This window comes from Sulfitobacter dubius, from assembly GCF_027214245.1.
Taxonomy (GTDB): Bacteria; Pseudomonadota; Alphaproteobacteria; order Rhodobacterales; family Rhodobacteraceae; genus Sulfitobacter; species Sulfitobacter dubius_A.
The window spans coordinates 13775-28081 of record NZ_JAPWHM010000003.1 but is presented as its reverse complement, the minus strand read 5'-3'; the positions used below and the strand labels follow the sequence as shown (position 1 = coordinate 28081).

13 protein-coding genes and 1 other RNA gene are annotated in these 14307 nt (G+C 60.7%); 8 read left to right on the top strand and 6 right to left on the bottom strand.

The window, feature by feature from the left end; genetic code table 11:
- The first annotated feature begins 15 nt into the window (after positions 1-15).
- From ssrA to O4H31_RS07140, 6 genes are all read left to right on the top strand, one after another.
- Positions 16-363, top strand: a transfer-messenger RNA (tmRNA) gene (gene ssrA / locus O4H31_RS07165).
- Positions 364-482: 119 nt separating this feature from the next.
- Entirely contained in the window at positions 483-1727 is a 1245-nt protein-coding gene (gene chrA, locus O4H31_RS07160; protein ID WP_269344220.1) for a chromate efflux transporter, read from the top strand.
- A 73-nt stretch (positions 1728-1800) separates the two neighbouring features.
- The gene (locus tag O4H31_RS07155; RefSeq protein ID WP_269344217.1) at positions 1801-2280 is read left to right on the top strand and encodes an SspB family protein; all 480 of its coding nucleotides are present in this window, start codon (positions 1801-1803) and stop codon (positions 2278-2280) included.
- Between the two features lie 95 nt (positions 2281-2375).
- Entirely contained in the window at positions 2376-3767 is a 1392-nt protein-coding gene (gene fumC, locus O4H31_RS07150) for a class II fumarate hydratase (protein WP_269344215.1), read from the top strand.
- Positions 3764-3940 (top strand): DUF4169 family protein, encoded by a 177-nt coding sequence (locus tag O4H31_RS07145; protein WP_269344213.1) that lies wholly within the window; start codon positions 3764-3766, stop codon positions 3938-3940. The genes fumC and O4H31_RS07145 overlap by 4 nt, the downstream gene beginning before the upstream one ends.
- Entirely contained in the window at positions 3937-4170 is a 234-nt protein-coding gene (locus O4H31_RS07140) for a ribbon-helix-helix domain-containing protein (protein ID WP_093926155.1), read from the top strand. Before O4H31_RS07145 ends, O4H31_RS07140 begins: the two co-directional genes overlap by 4 nt.
- A gap of 285 nt (positions 4171-4455) precedes the next feature.
- Here the strand turns inward: O4H31_RS07140 and O4H31_RS07130 are convergent, their stop codons facing one another.
- The 4 genes from O4H31_RS07130 to O4H31_RS07115 form a co-directional block, all read right to left on the bottom strand.
- A complete protein-coding gene (locus O4H31_RS07130; protein ID WP_269344207.1) occupies positions 4456-5349 on the bottom strand; it encodes a fructose bisphosphate aldolase in 894 nt (297 codons plus the stop codon).
- 68 nt (positions 5350-5417) lie between these two features.
- On the bottom strand, positions 5418-6770 hold the full coding sequence (locus O4H31_RS07125; RefSeq protein ID WP_269344205.1) for a cytochrome P450: 1353 nt from the start codon (positions 6768-6770) through the stop codon (positions 5418-5420).
- On the bottom strand, positions 6767-7996 hold the full coding sequence (locus tag O4H31_RS07120) for a hypothetical protein (RefSeq protein WP_269344203.1): 1230 nt from the start codon (positions 7994-7996) through the stop codon (positions 6767-6769). Before O4H31_RS07120 ends, O4H31_RS07125 begins: the two co-directional genes overlap by 4 nt.
- A 53-nt stretch (positions 7997-8049) precedes the next feature.
- Complete coding sequence (locus O4H31_RS07115; protein ID WP_269344201.1) at positions 8050-8802, bottom strand: cytochrome c biogenesis CcdA family protein; 753 nt, start codon at positions 8800-8802, stop codon at positions 8050-8052.
- A 91-nt stretch (positions 8803-8893) separates the two neighbouring features.
- Between O4H31_RS07115 and O4H31_RS07110 the strand changes: the two genes are divergently transcribed.
- Entirely contained in the window at positions 8894-9121 is a 228-nt protein-coding gene (locus O4H31_RS07110; protein WP_067624663.1) for a sulfurtransferase TusA family protein, read from the top strand.
- Between the two features lie 92 nt (positions 9122-9213).
- On the opposite strand, the gene O4H31_RS07105 is transcribed toward O4H31_RS07110, so the two are convergent.
- Positions 9214-12108, bottom strand: coding sequence for an Rne/Rng family ribonuclease (locus O4H31_RS07105; RefSeq protein WP_269344197.1), 2895 nt, complete (start codon positions 12106-12108; stop codon positions 9214-9216).
- Between the two features lie 547 nt (positions 12109-12655).
- Between O4H31_RS07105 and O4H31_RS07100 the strand changes: the two genes are divergently transcribed.
- Positions 12656-12946: a hypothetical protein gene (locus O4H31_RS07100; RefSeq protein ID WP_269344196.1), complete on the top strand. Its 291-nt coding sequence runs from the start codon at positions 12656-12658 to the stop codon at positions 12944-12946.
- Between the two features lie 23 nt (positions 12947-12969).
- On the opposite strand, the gene O4H31_RS07095 is transcribed toward O4H31_RS07100, so the two are convergent.
- Positions 12970-14304, bottom strand: coding sequence for a sigma-54-dependent transcriptional regulator (locus O4H31_RS07095; RefSeq protein ID WP_067624654.1), 1335 nt, complete (start codon positions 14302-14304; stop codon positions 12970-12972).
- Positions 14305-14307: the final 3 nt, after the last annotated feature.

The window sequence follows — 14307 nt, the reverse complement described above, 5'->3', positions numbered from 1 at the left end:
TTTCACGCCTCCCCACCCCTTGCAATTCACCCATGACGGCCCTACTTTAATCTTGTCCTTCGGGACTATGGACATAAACGCGCTCGTAATAAGCGGTTCGGACCCGGGGGCGGTACCCGGCGGCTCCACCAAACATCCTTCATTTGGGGATCATGGGGCCGAAATAGGATCGACGAACGTCTAAAGGGGTTGCTTTGTTTCGGTGAGATACCACCGTTATCGGTTCAAACTGTACAATTGCAAATGACAATCGTGCTCCAGTTGCGATGGCCGCGTAAGCGGTTTCAGCGACTGAAATCTAAGTCCTTAGGCTTTGCAGCTTAAGGCGGGGTTCGCAGGTACCTGGCAACAGAAACCTGCACTTTTCCCCTCCATATCCCGGCGATTTCAACTGCTTGAGCGGTGTTCTTGACCCTGCTCTTCCGTGCCCCTATCCGTTGTGAAACGAAGCCGCTGTGGCTTCTATCGCGCAGGACGTTCGCATGACCCCGCCCAGCTGGCCCGAAATGTTTCGCGTCTTCGGACGCATCGGGCTGATGTCATTCGGCGGCCCCGCAGCGCAGATCGCCGTGATGCACCGTGAGCTGGTTGAGGACCGCCCGTGGCTAAGCGAGCAGACCTACCTGCGGGCGCTGTCGCTCTGTATGCTGTTGCCCGGACCGGAAGCGATGCAGCTGGCGACCTATGCGGGCTGGCGTCAGCGCGGGGTGGCTGGCGGGCTGCTCGGCGGATTGCTTTTCGTGGTGCCGGGGGCGGCATTCATCGCTGTGCTGGCTTTGCTATATGCGTGGTATGGGCAGTTGCCTTTGGTGCAGACGGCCTTTCTGGGCATCAAAGCCGCTGTCATAATCGTGGTATTCCAAGCGCTTCTGAAGGTTTCTTCGAAGGCGTTGCATGGGCGTCTTGGCTGGGCGCTGGCCTTTGGGTCGTTCATCGGCATTTTTGTTCTGGGCTCACCATTTCCGCTGATCATTCTGCTGGCCGGTGCCATCGGGATGCTGACCGAAAGCCCCGCTGCGGTGGTTGAACCGGCAAATCTGCCACCTGCGCGCAGTCTGCGCACCCTGCTGATCTGGGGTGGGCTTTGGGCCGCGCCGCTTGTGCTGTTGGCGCTGCTGGGTGAGGATTTTCTGCTGCAACTCGGCCTGTTCTTCTCTAAACTCGCTGTGGTGACCTTTGGCGGCGCCTATGCCGTGCTGGCCTATATGACCCAGACAGTGGTTCAGGATTTCGGTTGGTTAAACACGGACCAAATGATTGACGCACTCGGCTTGGCCGAGACGACGCCCGGGCCGTTGATCCTTGTTACGCAATTTGTCGGGATGCTGGCAGGCTTTGCCCAAAGCGGCCCTTCGGGCGCGCTCGCTGCCGGGCTGCTGGCGCTTTGGGTGACTTTCACGCCGTGCTTTTTGTGGATTTTCCTTGCCGGCCCGTATCTTGAGGCACTTTCTGAACAGCCGCGTATCGCGGGGGCGCTGCGGGCCATAACGGCGGCAGTGGTGGGGGTGATTGCCAATCTCTCGGTCTGGTTTGCGCTACATGTGCTGTTTGACCGGGTCGCCCCCGGAACCACCCTCGCCCTGCCCGCGCCGGTTTGGGAAAGCTTCAATTCGCTGGCCGCCACGCTCACCCTGTTGTCCGCTGTACTGATGCTTGCGCTCAAGCGTGGTTTTGTCGTCACCATGATCCTGCTCGCGGTGCTTGCTCTGCTCCTTCGCGCGATTTAGCGCTACGCCCCCTTTCACTCGCCTGTGAATGGGGTATGCTGACCCCTGCCCATCGCCCGGACCGGAGAGAAGAATGAGCCGCAGCATTGATTACGGCAACCTGATGCACGAAGCCATGCGGGGTTTGATCCGCAGGGTCTTGCAGGATGTATCGGACCAAGGGCTGCCGGGGAATCACCACTTTTTCATCACCTTCGACACCTCGCATCCGGATGCGGAATTGGCCGATTGGCTCTCTGACCGTTATCCCGATGAGATGACCGTGGTGATGCAGCATTGGTACGATGGGCTTGATGTTGGCGCAGATGGCTTTGCCATCACGCTAAACTTCGGCGATGCGCCCGAGCCGCTTTATATTCCCTACGACGCGATCCGCACCTTTGTGGACCCGTCGGTTGAGTTCGGCCTGCGGTTCGAACAGCAGGAAACCGAAGAAGAAGACGAAGATCGCGACGAGGCCACGCTTAACCAAACCGATGAGGAAGAGCTTGAGGTCGCGGAAGAGCCCGCCAAGCACGCGGAGATCGTCTCGCTCGATTCCTTTCGGAAGTAGCGCAGGATTGGCCGTTAGCGCCATCCCTGCATTGCGCAGACCGTAAGGCGCAGGTACACCGCTGGGCAACGATAAGTCACAGCAGGAGCCGCACAATGGCCGATACCCGCACCGAAACCGACAGCTTTGGTCCGCTCGAAGTTCCTTCCGATAAATATTGGGGCGCGCAGACGCAGCGCTCGATCATCAACTTCCCAATCGGCTGGGAGAAGCAGCCCATCGCCATCGTGCGCGCGCTTGGCGTGATTAAGAAGGCCTGCGCGCAGGCCAATGTGGCACAGGGTTCGCTCGACGCAGAGCGCGGTAAGGCGATCGTTCAGGCCGCTGGCGAAGTCTTTGAGGGTAAGTTCGACGACAACTTCCCGCTGGTGGTTTGGCAGACCGGCTCTGGCACCCAGTCGAACATGAACGCCAATGAGGTCATCGCCAACCGCGCGATTGAGCTTATGGGCGGCACCATCGGGTCCAAAGACCCGGTGCACCCGAACGATCATTGCAACATGGGCCAGTCGTCAAACGACACTTTCCCCACCGCCATGCATATCGCCACGGCGATGACCGCGCGTGACGTGCTGCTGCCGGGGTTGGAGAAGCTGCACGGCGCATTGCAGAAGAAGGTCGAAGAATTCGACGGCATCATCAAGATTGGCCGGACCCACACGCAGGACGCGACGCCGCTGACGCTGAGCCAAGAGTTCTCGGGCTATACCCATCAGGTCGCTATGAGCATCGCCCGTGTGCGTGACGCTCTGGGCCGCATTTATGAGTTGGCGCAAGGCGGCACCGCCGTTGGCACGGGGCTGAACACCAAACAGGGCTGGGCCGAGACCGTGGCGCATAACATGGCCGAGATCACCGGCCTGCCCTTCGTCACCGCGCCGAACAAGTTCGAGGCACTTGCCGCCCATGACGCAATGGTCGAAATCTCTGGCGCGCTGAAAACCGTCTCCGCCAGCCTGTTCAAAATCGCCAATGACATCCGCCTGCTGGGGTCCGGCCCGCGTTGCGGGTTGGGCGAGTTGATCCTGCCGGAAAACGAGCCGGGTTCATCCATCATGCCGGGCAAGGTAAACCCGACCCAATGCGAAGCGCTGACGCAGGTCTGCATCCACGTGATGGGCAATGATGCCGCTGTGGGTTTCGCAGGCAGCCAAGGGCATTTCGAATTGAACGTCTACAAGCCAATGATGGCCTATAACGTTCTGCAATCCATGCAGCTTTTGGGTGACGCGGCCTCTGCCTTCACCGATAATCTGGTGGTCGACCTCAAGGCCGATGCGGACCGGATCGAAAAGCTGATGCGCGAGTCGCTGATGCTGGTAACCGCGCTGGCCCCCGAGATCGGCTATGACAATGCCACCAAGGTCGCCAAGACCGCGCATAAGAACGGCACCACATTGAAAGAAGAAGCCATCGCACTGGGCTTTGTGGACGCCAAAACCTTTGAACGGGTCGTGCGGCCCGAGAACATGATCGGACCAAAATGAGTGCGCCCATCAACCTTAACAAGGTGAAGAAAGAGCGGGACCGTTCGTCCCGCAAGGCCCGCGCGAGCGAAAACGCCGTGGGTTTTGGCCAGACCAAAGCGCAGAAAGAAGCGCTGAAGGCCCGCGCCGAACAGATCGCCCGCAATCTGGAAGCGCATAAGCGCGAGACATGAGCGCGCGGCCCCGCAAACATTCGGTGACCCTTCGGGGTCACCGGACATCAATCTCTCTCGAAGATGAATTCTGGGATGAGTTCCGCGCCATTGCGGCCGCGCGGGGGCTTCCGATCAATGCGCTGGTGACTGAAATCGACGCGGCGCGTGGGCTGGACATCGGGCTTGCCGGGGCAATCCGGTTGTTCGTGTTGCGCGCGTTAAAAGAACGTTTACCAAAGGCAGATTAGCGTCGGGCCATGGCCCTCGCATCCCCTCTCTCACCCGCCGCTTGGCTGGATGATATATTCGCCACTAAGGCGGCAATCCGCGGTCAGGTTATTCGACGGAAAGCGCGCGATATTGAGAAGTTTGTCGGACTCCAAGAATTTGAAAGCGAATTGAAACGTCGGGGTTTCCAAGCGGTTGAGAACGCCGGACAGGTCATCATATTTTGCAATAGAGAACCCATCCGGCGGATTGCCTAGCCGTTTTCTTTTAAAGAAAACGGCCCCGGAATTGTCAAAAAATTCCTTTTAGCAGATTGACGCTTGGTAAATCTTCTCGATGTTATGCCCAAGCGCCTCGTTGAACTCCGCATCTGTCATTTTGACGTTGAGCCCTTCTGTCAAAGCGCGCGAGAAGCTGGCAATCATGGTGCGGTTCTTGCCCAGCCGTTCGCAGGCTTCAGCCGTGGAATACCCACCCGACAGCGCCACAACGCGCAGAACGTTGGCGTGACCCGCCAGACCGTCGTAGAGACCGGCCTTTTCTGGGATCGTCAGCTTCAGCATGACCATTTCGCCCTCAGGCAGCGTGTTCAGGTGCTTTTCGATCTCTCCGCGCAGGATCTCTTCGGCCTCTGCCTTCGTGTCGGAGTTGATGTTCACCTCAGGCTCGATGACCGGTACCAGACCAGCCGCGCAAACCTGTTTGGCCAGTTCGAACTGTTGCGCCACCACGGCGGCGATGCCGTTCTCATTGGCCTCGTGAATGACCGAGCGTTCCTTGGTGCCGAAGATGCCATGTTTCACCGCGCGGGCCAGCAGGTCGTCGATCTCCATAATCGGCTTCATCATCTGCACGCCGTTGTCGGTTTCTTCCAACCCCTTGTCGATCTTTAGGAAAGGCACCACGCCCCGGTCTTCCCAGAGCAACTGCGCGACGGGCTTGCCATTGATCACGTCATCCATCGTGCGCTCAAAAAGGATTGCGCCGATCACTTTGTCAGAGGTGAAATCCTCGGCCAGAATAATTCGCGCGCGCATGTCGTGGACGGCTTTGAACATTTCTTCGTCGCCGTTGTAATCCGACGGTTCCACGCCATAGAGGCTCAGCGCCTTGGGGGTCGAACCACCCGATTGATCGAGCGCCGCGATGAAGCCTTTGCCGCTGTTCATTTGCTCAAGTTGCGCCTTGTCGTAGCCCATGTCACCCACGTCCTATTTTGATTCCGTTCGCTGCGTTTCTAATTGAAACGCAAAGCCGATGATAGAAGCTAGCGCCTTGATAGCGCTAACCAAATGCCCTTATCTGAACGGACGGTCAAATGTGCGACAGGCACCGGTACGCGGTTGGGCTGCGCCGTCACGCGGAAGTCGCGCAGGATGCGCGACAGGATCAGTGGCCCTTCGACCATCGCGAACCCGGCCCCGGTACAGACCCGCGGCCCGGCAGAGAATGGGATGAAGGCGTCGCGCTGGCATTGCTTGCCGTTCTCGGTTTGCCAGCGGGTCGGGTCAAAACCGTCGGGGTTGTCCCAAAGCCGTTCGTGCCGATGCAGATGCCACGGGCTGAGCACCAGTTGCGCGCCCTTCTTCACATCCCGATCCCGAAAGCGTTCAGGGCAGCTGTTCTCGCGCACCATCATCGGCACGGGCGGATAAAGGCGCAGCGTCTCGCGAAAGACATCCCGGCTGAGTTTGAGCTTGGACATCACCGAGAAATCGCAAGTCTCAAGCGCCTGTGCCTCTTCCGCCAGCCGCTCTTGCCATTCGGGATGGGTCGCCATGAGATAGAGCGCCCAAGCCAGAGCCGAGGCGCTGGTTTCATGCCCCGCGAGGAAGAAGATCGCGACTTGATCGACCATCTCCTCCGTATCGAAGGTCTCGCCTGTTTCGGGGTCGGCTTGGGTCATGATCTTGGTGGCTAGGTCGTCGGGCGCGGTGCCCGCTTTGATCTGCCTCATCCGCTCTTTGGTCAGGTCCGTGATCAACGCCCTGATCCGCGCGGCGCTGGCCCGCGTGTCGCGCCGAAACAGGCGCGGCATCCAGCGCGGCAGCGGCAGAAGCGCCCCAAGGTTCAGGATCGGTTGGCTGCGCTGGTAATTGCGAAACTCATCAAAGACCGCCCGGGCAACCTCATGTTCGATCGGCAGGGAAAACAGCGTGCGAAAGATTACATCGGCTGCGGCGTGGCTGGTCTCGGCTTCGATCTCGATCACCTGCCCCGCCTTGCCTCCCAGCCGCGCGGCGGCGGCCTCTGCCGCGTCCCACATCGCTGGAAAGGTCTCGCGCAGCCGGCCGCCCTCAAAGGCGGGGTCGATGATCCGGCGCTGGCGTTTCCATGTCTCGCCGTTGGTCAGAAAAACAGAGTCGCCCAAGAGCGGGCGCAGCCCCTCGCCGATCCGGTCGGATTTCGGAAAATCCTCGGGGCGGTCTTTCAAAACGGTCTTCACCAGTTCGGGCTGGTTCATCAGGTAGCTGCGAAAGAACGGCGTTTTGAACTCGGCCATCCACGCTCGGTAAAGCCGCGCGGGCTGGGCCGAGAGGATATCGGCGCGAAACAGTTTGGCATAGCGCCAGAGCGACACACGGTCGGGCCGCGCGGGGGGCTTGGGCGGTTTTGTCATGCGGCGACAGAGGTGTATTTGCTGACCGCGTGGTCGATCCGGGATTTCGACGCGGGCCGCCCGTCATAGCGCGCGGCCAAGGTCTGTGGCCCGGCGGTGATCTGGAAATAGTCATAGTCGCGCGGGCGGTCAAAGGCGCAGAGATACTGAAAATGCAGTCGAAAGAACCGCCAGCGCAGCGCCTTCCAGCGTGCGGGGCTGAGCGTTTGGGTGAAGGCAGCCGAAAAGACCAGCGGCCAGCGTTTCCCCTCCGGCGCCACGCCGGAGACCGATACCGGATCGCAAAGCGCAAAGGCGCAGCCATCGCCGGGGGCCGTCACGTCGACCCACGCCAGTTCATCGCGGGTTGAGAGATAGCGCAGGTCGCCTCGCAAACGCTCGGCCCGGGGCAAGAAGGATGCCATTGGCACCACCTGCCCGAGCGAGAGAAAACCCAAGGCAGGCCCGCGCTCGGGCACCCTGCCCGCGCGGATCAGATCGGCCAGTACCGAGACGCCCAGATGCGCCCCGGATGAGTGGCCGACAACCAGCACCTCGTCGACATCCTCGGTCAGAGCAGCGGCGATGTCATTGCCAAACTGTGCCATGCGGGCTTCCAACTCCGGCGGGTTCGCGCCCCGCGTGGCGGCGGAATAGGCGTAGTCGTGCATCAGGTAATAGGCGAAAAACTTGCCGTCCTTTTTCTTGAACCAGCGCAGCAGCGCGATACCCATCCCGATGCCTACTACCGCGAAGGCGAGCCGCGCCGCCCAATGGCCCGTCACCAATCCAAGGGCGCGATAGGTCAGCAGGCCAAGCCCGACAGCCAGCAGCGCCTGCACAATCAACATTCCCACCGGATAAAGCGCCGCAATCACTGGCCCCCTGCGCAGCCGCATCAGCCGCCAAAGCGCGCCGGAGCCGATGTAGACCCAAGCGGTGCGCAGCAACTGCCAATAGGTCGCGGGGATCGAATTGCTCATGCTTTCGCGCACGATGTCGGACCAGACCAGCACTTCGACCTGAGAGGTCACCTGATGACCGTCGATCCCAGCGTTAACGCGCCAGCCGTAATTGCCCTTGCCCGCTTTTGGTTTCAGCGCAATCTCATAGCCCGAGATCGCGGCCTGCGCCGCGCCCTCCTTGCGGTAAAGCTCACGGTAGCGGCGCGGGTGAATCGGATCGTAGCCGGGGATGTAGAACACCCGCCGCGTTTTCACCGTCTCTGCCTGCCCTGTGCTCACCATGCCCGCCCTCTTCTTCGGCACAGTCTAGCCACAATTCGGGGCAAAATTAAGGCTTAACCTACGGTTGCGAGGATCGGGAAGGTCTCAAGCAGCCAAAAGGAAAAGGCGGTGAATGCGCCGGTCAGCAGCGCTAGACCGACAATCACCAACAGGCCTCCCATGATCCGCTCGATCAGCTTCATATGCGGTTTGATCCGGTTCATCAGCGTCATCGCGCGGGTGATGAACATCGCGGCCAGCAGGAAGGGAATGCCAAGCCCCGCCGCATAGACGCCCAGCAAAAGCGTCCCGCGGGAGACGGAGGCCTCGCTTGCTGCCAGTGACAAGATCGCGCCCAGCTGTGGCCCGATGCAGGGGGTCCAACCAAAGGCAAAGGCCAGCCCCAAGACATAGGCGCCGAAACTCGACCCGCCCTTGTCGCCCGCGTCCATCCGCGCCTCCTGATCGAGAAACGGAATGCGAAAGAGCCCGATGAAATGCAGGCCGAACACAATGATCACCACGCCGGAAACTTTAGCGAGAAGCGCCTGATTCTGTAAAAAGAACATCCCAAAGGCCGAGGCGGTGAAGCCCAGTAGGATGAACACAGTGCTCAGCCCCAGCACAAAGAACAACGCCGCCACGACCGCCCGCCGCCGTGCGCTGGATTGGCTGGACATGTCATTGATCGAGACGCCCCCCATATAGGCCAGATAGGGTGGCACGATGGGCAGCACGCAGGGCGACAGGAAACTGAAAATCCCGGCAACCAGAGCGATGATCATGGCCGGCAGGATCCCGGCGTCGATGAGGCTTATATCAAACATGACCGACTCCTAGACCGACAACGCCCCGGCGTCACCTGTCATATTGTCACAAGATCGTGGACCTCGGGATTGGCTTGGATTAACTGATCATATGAAGATCGAAAAACTAGATGCCACGGGGCTTCTGTGCCCCCTGCCCGTGCTGAAAGCACGCAAACGACTGGCGGCCCTCGCGCCGGGCGATCAGCTTCATATGACAGCCGATGATCCGGCCGCGGTGATCGACGTGCCACATTTCTGCGTGGAAGCCGGTCATGCGCTGACCGAAACCCGGACCGAGGGCGCGGCAGAGCTTTATATCATCACCAAGGGCGGCTGAGCCGGACCCGGGCGGAACGCGCGTTTCAACCCTACAGTCGAAACGAAAACGGCGGGCCCGAAAGCCCGCCGTTTTCTTTTATATGTCGTGGCTTAGCTGCCCAGCGACCACCAGCCCCGGCGTTTGGGCTTGGGCTTTTCGGCGGGTTGCTCTTCCACCTTTTCGGCCACCGGCTCAGGAGCCGTTTCGGCAGCGGGCGCTTCGGCTTCCACCGGCTGGGCCGTGGGTTCGGGCTGCGGCTCAGGTTGCGGTGCTTCCGCGACAGGTGTGGCCGTTTCCGGCGACGGGGCTGCGATGGGCGCTTCGGTCGGCAGTGCTTCGGCCATCGCCTCGGGCGTGGCTTCGGCAACCGGCTCGACCGGCTTGGCTTTGGCGCGGCTGCGGCGCTTGGGTTTCGGCGCGGGTGCGGCCTCTTCCTCGGTCGCCACGGCGTCTGTTGTCACCGTCTCTTCCGCCGCTTCCGCCACGGGTTTCTTGGTTCGGCGGCTGCGCTTGGCCTTGGGCTTGGGCGTCTCTTCACCTTCAGCCTCGGCACTGACCTGTGGCGTTTCGCCTTCTGCGGCAGCAAGCGCCTCGGGCGCGGGTTCCGCTTCGGGGGCCAGTTCGGCCTTGGGCTTGCGCGACCGGCTGCGGCTTTTGGGCTTAGGCTTTTCCTCGGCGGCGGGGCCGGCGTCGGTGTCGGCCTGCGCTGCCTCCGCTTCTACCGGTTGCGCTTTGTCGCCTTCGTCCGACTTCGCCTCTTCCTGTTGCTGACCACCGTTCTGATCGTCGGCACCATTTTGTTGATCGCCATTGCCATTGCGGCCCCGGCCACCCCGGCTGCGACGACGGCGGCGGCGGCGTTTGGATTTGCCTTCACCCTCTTCACCATTGCCGTTGCCATTCCCGTTTCCGTTCTCGGACTGGGCGGCTTCCTGTGCGGCGGGTGCCTCTTCCACTTCGGCCTCTGCGGCGCTCTCGTCCTCGTCGATCTGATCCATCAGCGATGTATCGACCGAAACGACGTGATCTGACACGGGCGGCACGGTGCGGGTGGCGGTCTTGAACTTTTCGATGTGGAAATCGGGGCTGACCAAGGTTGGGTCGCCTTCGATCCGCACCGACATGCCGTAACGCATCTCGATATTGGCGATATGCTCACGCTTTTGGTTCATCAGGAAGTTGGCGATGCCCACGGGCGCACGCACCAGCACTTCGCGCGAACGGCGTCGGGTGCCCTCTTCTTCGATCTGGCGGATAATCGACAGCGCGAGGTTGTCGTCAGAGCGCACCAGACCGGTGCCGTGGCAAGCGTGGCACGGCTGGGTCGTCGCCTCGATCATGCCCGGACGCAGGCGCTGGCGGCTCATCTCCATCAGGCCAAAGCCCGAGATGCGGCCCACCTGAATGCGCGCACGGTCGGTCTTGAGCTTGTCTTTCATCATCTTTTCGACGGCGGCGTTGTTCTTCCGCTCGTCCATGTCGATGAAATCGATCACGATGAGGCCCGCAAGGTCACGCAGACGCAACTGACGCGCCACTTCGGCGGCGGCCTCAAGGTTGGTCTTGGTCGCCGTCTGCTCGATCGAGCCTTCTTTGGTCGCCCGGCCCGAGTTCACGTCGATGGCCACCAGCGCTTCGGTCACGCCGATCACGATATAGCCACCCGAGGGCAATTGAACCGTGGGGTTGAACATGCCCGAGAGGTAGCTTTCGACCTGATAGCGCGCGAAGAGCGGCAGGCTTTCGTTGTAGAGCTTCACGTTTTTGGCGTGGGACGGCATGATCATTTTCATGAAGTCCTTGGCAATGCGGTAGCCGCGCTCGCCCTCAACGTGAATCTCGTCAATCTCGCGGTTATAGAGGTCGCGGATCGAGCGTTTGATCAGGTCGCCTTCCTCGTAGATCTTGGCGGGCGCGATGGACTTCAGCGTCAGCTCGCGGATCTGTTCCCAGAGGCGCTGGAGGTATTCGTAATCGCGCTTGATCTCGGCCTTGGTGCGTTTCGCGCCCGCAGTCCGGACAATCAGACCAGCACCCTTGGGCACTTCGATCTCAGTCGCGATTTCTTTAAGTTTCTTACGGTCAGCCGCATTGGTGATCTTGCGCGAGATGCCTCCGCCACGGGCGGTGTTGGGCATCAGCACGCAGTAGCGACCTGCAAGGCTGAGGTAGGTGGTCAGCGCAGCACCCTTGTTGCCGCGCTCTTCTTTGACGACCTGCACCAGCAGGATCTGGCGGACCTTGATGACCTCTTGAATCTTGTAGCGGCGCGGGCGCGGTTTGCGCACGGGGCGAATGTCTTCGCTGTCATCTTCGTCGGCGACGGATTCGATGGAATCGTCTTTCGCCGTGGCATCGCTGCCTTTGTCGTCTTCGCTGTCGGCATCGTCGGCCTGGGCGTCGCTGGCGTCAGCGTCATCGGACGTAGCCACAGCCGTTTCATCGTCCTTGGCAACCTCGGTATCGGCTTCGCCGTTCTCAGGCTCTTCGACCGGCGTTTCCGCGACTCGCTCCATGGGCGAGCTGCCCTCTTCGCTGTCGAGATCGACGGTTTCCATACCCGCGATTTGATCGCTGTTGTCGTCAGCGACTTCTGCTGTGACCACGGCATCATCACTGTTGGTCTCAGCCGCTTGGCTTTTCGACCGGCTGCGCGACCGGGAGCGGGTCCGCTTGGGCTTTTCGTCTTCGTCGTCTTTGGCGGCCTGCGCTTCGGCATAGGCGCGTTCTTCCTCCAGCAGCGCCTGACGGTCGGCCACGGGAATCTGGTAATAATCGGGGTGAATTTCCGAGAAAGCGAGGAAGCCATGACGGTTGCCGCCATAATCTACAAAGGCCGCCTGAAGCGACGGTTCGACCCGTGTAACTTTGGCTAGATAAATATTGCCGGCAAGCTGGCGTTTGTTTTCTGATTCAAAATCGAATTCTTCGACCTTGTTTCCGTCCACGACCACAACGCGAGTTTCCTCGGCGTGGGTGGCATCGATAAGCATTTTCTTAGACATAGATCCATTATGCACAGCACCCGCGCACGGAAGGCCCCTGGCGGGGCATCGGGCTGGGAGGTGTGACTTGTCAGGGCGATGGAGGACGCGGCAACAGCAGGGCCACGAATGGCCCCCATCTGTCTGCTCTGAGCATCTGCGCGCGTCATCGCGGTTCTTCTCCGATGCGAGGGCCTTTGCGCCTCTCCCATCCATTAATTAGCTGTGCTTCGGTTGGGCTAACCCTCGCGAATATCAGCGGTTCTTCGGCCGTTTCCGGCCCAATCGGTCTGCTGACCCCCCGGTGTCGGGCTGGCGCAGCAGCGAAACTGTCAAAAGTCACCATACGCCAGTCGGGCGTTACAGGACTTATCCGGCTAGTTAAGGGCTTTAAGGGGTGAAACACAATGGTCAATCGAATGAGCAACAGTCAAATGCGGTTTAACTCGGGTCGGTTGACAAGGCGCATGGGCTTGGAAACATTCAGACTGTCGCCGCAAGGATCGCTGGGCGGCACCATAGAATTGCTTTGCCGCCCCCGCGGCCCAGAGTTTCAAAGGACCGCTTCATGCAAATATTCCTGCGCCCCGCGCTGTGTCTGACCCTACTGGGTCTCGCCGCCTGTGATGAGATCGCCGTGGCCGATAATCCGGCGGCGCTGGCCGAGTTGCGCGGGCAGAAAAGCTGTGTGGCCGCGGTGACCCAGCAAACCGGCGAGGCGGGTGTCGCCGTCAATACGACACGCCCTGTGGTGGAGCTTTATCGCCATATCGTTGACGTACCCGGCGGCGCGAGTTGGTCCTGTATCACCGATCCGGATGGCAAAGCGGTCGAGATTGCAGAGCAGCGCAGCGGTTAAGCCGCGCTGCTTAAGGGGCGTGGTCAGAGGTAATCTGACCGCTGCAACCCGTATTTCGCCATCTTCTCGTTCAGCGTCCGGCGCGGCAGGCAAAGCTCGTCCATCACGCTGGCAATAGAGCCCTTGTGGCGGCGCATGGTGTTGTCGATCAACATGCGCTCGAACGCCTCGACATATTCCTTGAGCGGTTTGCCTTCGGTGGTCATCACCGGCTGCATCTCGTCATGGTCGCTCATTAAGAGGGAGGCGATGGTGCCCGAGCCGCGGCGCGATTGCAGCACGGCGCGTTCGGCCACGTTAATGAGTTGGCGCACGTTACCGGGCCATGGCGCTTGCAACAACTGTGCCGCCTCTTGTGCACTGACCTGAGGCGCCTCGCAGCCGTATTCATCCGCGAACTGATCGCTCAGACGGGTGAAGAGCGTCAGAATATCCTCACCACGTTGGCGCAGCGGCGGTACGGTGATACGGAGCGCTGCCAAACGATAAAACAGGTCCGAGCGCAGCGCATCTTCCGAGGTGCGCCCAGCTTCTTGCAGGTTCGAGATGGCGACGATTCGTGTCTCTGCCGGGGTGCCTTGTTCGTTGATGGCGCTCAACAACCGCGCCTGCAGGCTTTCGGACAGGGCTTCGATGTCTTCCAGCACCAGTGTCCCGCCGCGCGCCTCTTCGATGGCGGGCAGTTGCGCGTCTTCGGGCTGCATCGGGCCGAACAACCGCTTGGCGAGCGCGTCTTCCTCCAGAGCACCACAGGAGACGAGGACAAATTTCTTGCCCGCGCGGCTGCCGACCGCGTGCAGCGCATGGGCCACGAGGGTCTTACCGGTCCCGGTTTCTCCGTCGATCAGCACATGCCCATCGGCCTGCCCCAGATCGAGGATATCTTCGCGCAGGCGTTCCATGACGGGCGATTGGCCGATGAGCTTTTTCATCAGCTGGCCGCCGTCCGACAGCTCACGCCGCAGGGCGCGGTTGTCCATCACCAGCCGCCGCGCATTGGTGGCCTTTTTAGCCAGTTCGCTCATCCGGTCGGGGTTAAAAGGTTTTTCAAGAAAGTCGAACGCGCCGACGCGCATCGCCTCAACCGCCATCGGCACGTCGCCATGACCGGTGATCATGATGACCGGCAAAGCCGAGTCGCTGCCCATCAGCTTTTTCAAGAATTGCATCCCGTCCATGCCCGGCATCTTGATGTCGGAGATGACGATGCCCGGATAATCCGGCCCCAAAGTCTTCAGCGCGTCTTCGGCGCTGCCGAAGGTTTCCGTGTCATACCCCGAAAGGGCCAGCCACTGGCTGATCGACTGCCGCATGTCCTGTTCGTCGTCTACAATTGCGATTTTCATTGCCTGAGCCATGCG